This window comes from Ectothiorhodospira variabilis (genome assembly GCF_022227625.1).
GTDB classification, from domain to species: Bacteria; Pseudomonadota; Gammaproteobacteria; order Ectothiorhodospirales; family Ectothiorhodospiraceae; genus Ectothiorhodospira; species Ectothiorhodospira haloalkaliphila.
The window spans coordinates 1-5,127 of the sequence record NZ_JAJNAO010000035.1 but is presented as its reverse complement, the minus strand read 5'-3'; the positions used below and the strand labels follow the sequence as shown (position 1 = coordinate 5,127).

The following is a 5,127-nucleotide window of genomic DNA, read 5'->3' as shown; positions in this document are numbered from 1 at the left end:
CTAGGTTGCGACCGGGCGCTGATATATGACATACGGATGGATGCCAAGCTGGTGATTGGCTTGTGCGAATGGCTCTCAGATATCAAGGGTTCTGTCACGCCAACACGGGATAGCTACTCCCTTGAGACTTTTGGGGGAGGTATCCGGCGTCTGTGGGAGTCACGCGGTCATCTTGAAAGCCACAGTGATGGAATTCATCCGTCCTTCATGAAGGACGGCTCTGCTCAGCTTTTGCATGGCAAGATGCAGATCCAGAGCCTGCTCTGGTATCCATTCGCCTTCAGAGAAGACGGATTCTATCTGCTGGTATTCAATCAGACGCGTTACCCACGTTGCTGGTTGCCCGCGGAGCTGGAGTTTTGTGAATCAGCCACACATCAGGTAGCACTGGCGTTGCAAAAGATGGAATTGCTTGAACAGCAACGCGCCACTGAAGCATGTCTGCGGTCAGAAAAGGAACGAGCCTACGAGCTGGCACATCAGGCGGAGAGCGCTAATCGGGCCAAGACTCAATTTCTTGCAAACACCACTCACGAGCTCCTCACACCTCTCAACGGCATCATCGGCATGACCCAGGTATTGATGAGTGCCTCACTAGAGCAAGAGCATCACGCAGATCTCGACGTCATATTGGAGTGTGGGCACGAACTTCTCGATCGTATCAGAACCTTGCTTGAGTTCGCGGAACTGGAAAAGGGAGATAGAGAGCCACAAACTCTCCTATACGATCCCGCATACCTACTCAACCAGGTAAAGTCAAGCATGGTCAGCGAAGCCCAGCAAAAGGGCCTGACCTTAATGGGCAAGGTTGACGCTGACGTACCGCCGCGTCTTTGGGGTGATCCGGAGGCGGTCAGGCAGACCCTGATGGTACTGGTAGATAATGCGATCAAGTTCACCCACGCAGGGCGCATCACCCTGACATTGAAGGCCGATGATTACTGGCTACGTTTCCTGGTTACGGATACCGGTATCGGCATCCCACTTGACAAGCAATCATGCCTGTTCGAAAGATTCAGTCAGGTGGATTGCACGGACACACGAGCTTATTCGGGCATGGGGATGGGACTGGCCATGGCCCAATTGCTGGTGGAACACATGGGCGGAGAGATCGGTCTGTCCAGTTGTGAAGCCCGCGGCTCGACTTTCTGGTTTCAGATACCTCGGCAGGTCCCGGTGCTGTCGGATGAGGGGCTGGAGAGTAACGACCCTTGATAGCTGGGCGCCAAAGCGATGCAACGCCAATCGCACCCTCGCTGCTGAACCAGGCCAGGCCACTGGGCTGGCCTAGGTGTCCAGGCGGCATCGATGGCAAAGAGGGTCTGGCACGGGTTCATGGCATTATTTCCATGGCCGTCCACGACGCCCATGGACGGTCGGGCATCGTGTTCCGCTACCAGGTCCGCTGCGGTGGTGAGGTGGAGGGTCACGGCTGTGTCTCGTCCTTAAGCGAGGTCGGGCAAGTCATCCCGGATGATGCTCCAAAGGGTGTCGTCGTCGATGCCGAGGTAGCCGTGGATGAGGCGGTTGCGGGTGGCGATGATCATCCGCCAGGGGATTTCAGGATGGGCGACCCGGACCCCATCCGGGATATGGGTGGCGGCTTCGCCAATCAGCTCCAGATTGCGCAGGGTGGCGTCGTAGGTGAGCGCATTGGCCACGAAACCGGCTTGGTCGAGGCCGTCGGTGTAGGCGAACACCTTCCCGGCGAAATCGATCATGTCGTCGAGGTAGAAACGCCATTCGCGCTGCCTGGCATCAGACATTGACTCGCTCCTGTTCAATGTAGGGGCGAAGCTCCGGCCGCAGGGCCTTTTCTGTGACCAGGTCGACCGGGCAGCCAAAGATGTCCTCCAGGTAGAACTGCACGCCGAAGTAACGTTTGGAGGTGGCAGGGCCGTCGAAAGCCACCAGCACATCAACATCGCTGCCACTTCTTGCCGTATTACGGGCAGTGGAGCCGAACAGGGCCAGTCGGGTCACGCCGAAACGGGCCTGCAACTCAGGCTTCCTGCGGCTTAGCAGGTCAAGGGCACGCTGTCTGTCCATCGCTCAGCCTCCAAGGGCGGTAGGCTTGTGTGGGTGTCGGCTCATAGCGGACGGTCTGTGGAGGTTTGGAGAGACTCCAGTCGTACCCAGAGCGGGTATTTGGCCTGCACTGACCAAAGGCCGCAAACCCATTCGAACCTGACAGGCTATTCCCACCTTTTGGACTCAGGTCGGAATAACCTGTCCGTCTCGACTTGTTTCCGGCCGCTCGTCAGCGCAAGCCAACTGCCCGTTTCGGAGCGCACATCTACCTCCAGTTTCATCATGGGGATCGGCTACCCATTGTTCGAACTCTTGAAACGGGGTTTATCGTTGGCTGAACGTACGCAGTTCTTGCCGGCTCTTTTGGCAAGATAGACACTGTCGTCTGCCAGCTTGATGAGTTCATCCGATTGGCTCATGGCCGGCGTGCGCACCGCAACGCCAATGCTGGAACTACCTTTCCAGGCCCCAGCCCCCGTGGGGACTCTCATGGCGGCTACGGCATCCTTGATTTGCTCGGCAATGTAGAAGGCGCCCTGCAGCGGAGTGTCCGGGCATAGCACCAGAAATTCATCGCCACCCAGTCGACAAACGATATCGTCATTGCGCATTGTATGCCGCAAGGTTCTAGCCAGTTCGATCAGGACGCGATCACCAGATTCATGGCCGTAGGTGTCGTTCACCTCCTTGAAATGATCCGCGTCGATCATCATGCAGGCCAGGGGTTTGCCCAATCTGCTGGACTCTTCCCAGAGCGCCTCGAGGTGTTGCATGGCATGACGTCTGTTCGGCAGACCCGTGAGCACATCCGTAAGCGATAGCACTTCCAACTGGCGGTTGGCCTCGGTGAGCTCTCGGGTTCGTGCCTCTACCCGGGCCTCCAGAGACTGGTTGAGTTGAACCAGTTGCCAGTTGCGCTCGGAAACCTGGGTAAACAAGGCGCTCAAGGCATTCACCAGTGGCTCGACTTGCTCGAGGCTGGTTCTCTTCGCGTCGGTATAGGCTGCCTCAGGCGTGACTCCTGCGCGTATGGCCTCAATCTGCCGAGCCATGTGCTGATCCTGACCCAGGATGTGGAAGGTCAGCCAATGGATGAGATAGTCGAGCAGGTGTTTGCCGGCAAGTGGAGCGTCCTGCACCATTGATCCATGTAGCCGGGTGACTTCCTCGAGAAAATCCCTGTGCATCTGCACATGAACATCCACATGGCGGGCGTCCAGCCCCAGCCTTTCCATCAACCCTTCCTCCTCCTTGAAATGAAGGCCAGCATAGTCAACCAGCTGTCCATACAGCGTTTCCAAATCATCCCGATGAACCCGGTTGGATCCAAGCAGGTCGCCCAAAAGGTTGATCAGCTCGACCAAATATCGATGCTGGTCATCTACCGTCGACAGGCCGGTAACGAAATTGGCGCTCCACTGGAATGTACGCACGGGCACTTGCTCTTCATAATGGATACGGAGCGCTGCTCCAAGAACACTCGCTAGAGGAAGGTTGGTAACGCACCCTGTATCCGAGTCTATACCAAATGCAAATCCGTGACCAAGCTCGCCTGGAACATGCGGGGCTGGCACTGATTGACGATGCCATTGCGGCATCCCTCATTTGCTCACCCTGGGCAAGAGCGACTTTGAAGCCACCGAGGGGATGGGCAAGGATCCGTTCTTTCCCTGGTGGTGATCATCGCAGGAGGCCCGCCTTGTCGAGCCGCTTCATCCATGCGGGGCGCCCGGCGTGAGTCACCAACAGTTTTTCAAGGTCGCGGCGAAACTCCTGACCTCGCTCGGCAGCATGTAGGGCCTCGGCCAGATCCTGCAGGCGCTGAAGGGCCTCGTCGTAGGCGGCACCGGTGCGGCGCTGCAAGAGCGCGTCGATGTCGTGCCAGGCACGATCCGCCTGTTTGGCTACTCCCGCGAGATAGCTTGCGCGTTCTGCCTTTTGCTTGGCCTCTTCGGCTTCACGCGCTTCACGTTCGCGTTCGAGACGCAGGCTGCGTGCCATTTCCACGCCGGACTCAATGACGGTCAAGGTGCGTCGAGCCGGACAGCTGACCATCTGGCGCTGCGTGCGCTGCCAGGTAAGGAATTCGCCGCGCAGCCGCCGTTCGGCCTCCGAAGACCGGCCCAGCAGCATCAGCCGCAATGGAGCACGTAGAGTCTCGGCGGCCTGCGTGGCCAGCCAGTCGTCGATGTCCGATTCAGCCGCTTGCGGCGACGGCAGTTCGGGACTTGCTACAGCGGCTGACGCGATCAGGTCCGAATCTAGCAGGAGAAAATCGGCCAACGCCTTCTGCGCCGGGGTGAGCGCCCCCAGCCCCGCTGGTAGTGGCGGTTCGGAATCCCCCGCATCGAACTCGCCTTCACTGACCCTCGCAAGCCACCCGAGATAGAGCGGGCGGGTGTCTCCGCGCAGCAGCTCCTCCCGCAGTGGCAGCAGGCGTGTCATCCAACCAGGACCATCGTTCTCAATCCAGAAACGATCGTGCGAACGGGATTCGTCGTTGAACCACCACTCCAGTATCCAGTGTTCCCCGTTGTTCAAAGCTCGAAAAGCGGGAGGATAGACGGACGACGGGCCGTTTTCCGGCACCAAGGCCGCATAGTCCGCGAGCGTTCCCTCTTCGAAACACGATCGGGGCAGGCGCAACAGTAGCCGGCAAGTGCCCCAGTTCGCCGAATAGACATGCGCGTCGAAGTAGTGCCGTAGCAAGGCCAGAGGATCGGCCTTTAAATCACCCCAGTGGTACTCGTTGACGAACCCGCCAGGCGTAATTCGAGCCCGGGACGAGTAGCGGCGCAGCTCGGTCTGCTCCTGCACGCTCAAAGAACGGTCGACCGCCGTGAATTCGTAATACTGATACTCGCTCATGGCGCGGGTGCTCCTTCCTGTAATGGCCACGATCACTTCATTCCAGCGCGGCAAAGGACTAAATGGTTTGCGGCCGCTGGTCAGCGCAGGCCAAATACCCGGTTCGTGTCGAGACAACCGATGACCGCCGGTGGCAGTGGTCGGCCCAAATCCGCGACGCGCCTGCGGACCACTCCGGGCAGCGACCTGGTTGCAAGCAACCACCGGTTCTTCGTGATGAACACCGGG

5 protein-coding genes are annotated in these 5,127 nt (G+C 58.7%); 1 reads left to right on the top strand and 4 read right to left on the bottom strand.

Going from position 1 to position 5,127, the window contains the following annotated elements:
- A partial coding sequence (locus tag LPW30_RS15730) for a sensor histidine kinase (RefSeq protein ID WP_239681342.1) occupies window positions 1-1,215 on the top strand: 1,215 nt, incomplete at its 5' end.
- A gap of 230 nt (window positions 1,216-1,445) precedes the next feature.
- Here the strand turns inward: LPW30_RS15730 and LPW30_RS15725 are convergent.
- From LPW30_RS15725 to LPW30_RS15710, 4 genes are all read right to left on the bottom strand, one after another.
- Complete coding sequence (locus tag LPW30_RS15725; protein ID WP_239681341.1) at window positions 1,446-1,766, bottom strand: HepT-like ribonuclease domain-containing protein; 321 nt, start codon at window positions 1,764-1,766, stop codon at window positions 1,446-1,448.
- Window positions 1,759-2,049: a nucleotidyltransferase family protein gene (locus LPW30_RS15720; protein ID WP_238625158.1), complete on the bottom strand. Its 291-nt coding sequence runs from the start codon at window positions 2,047-2,049 to the stop codon at window positions 1,759-1,761. Before LPW30_RS15720 ends, LPW30_RS15725 begins: the two co-directional genes overlap by 8 nt.
- A gap of 275 nt (window positions 2,050-2,324) precedes the next feature.
- Window positions 2,325-3,464, bottom strand: coding sequence for a GGDEF domain-containing protein (locus LPW30_RS15715; protein WP_238625159.1), 1,140 nt, complete (start codon window positions 3,462-3,464; stop codon window positions 2,325-2,327).
- A 247-nt stretch (window positions 3,465-3,711) separates the two neighbouring features.
- The gene (locus tag LPW30_RS15710) at window positions 3,712-4,899 is read right to left on the bottom strand and encodes a hypothetical protein (protein WP_238625160.1); all 1,188 of its coding nucleotides are present in this window, start codon (window positions 4,897-4,899) and stop codon (window positions 3,712-3,714) included.
- Window positions 4,900-5,127 lie beyond the last annotated feature (228 nt).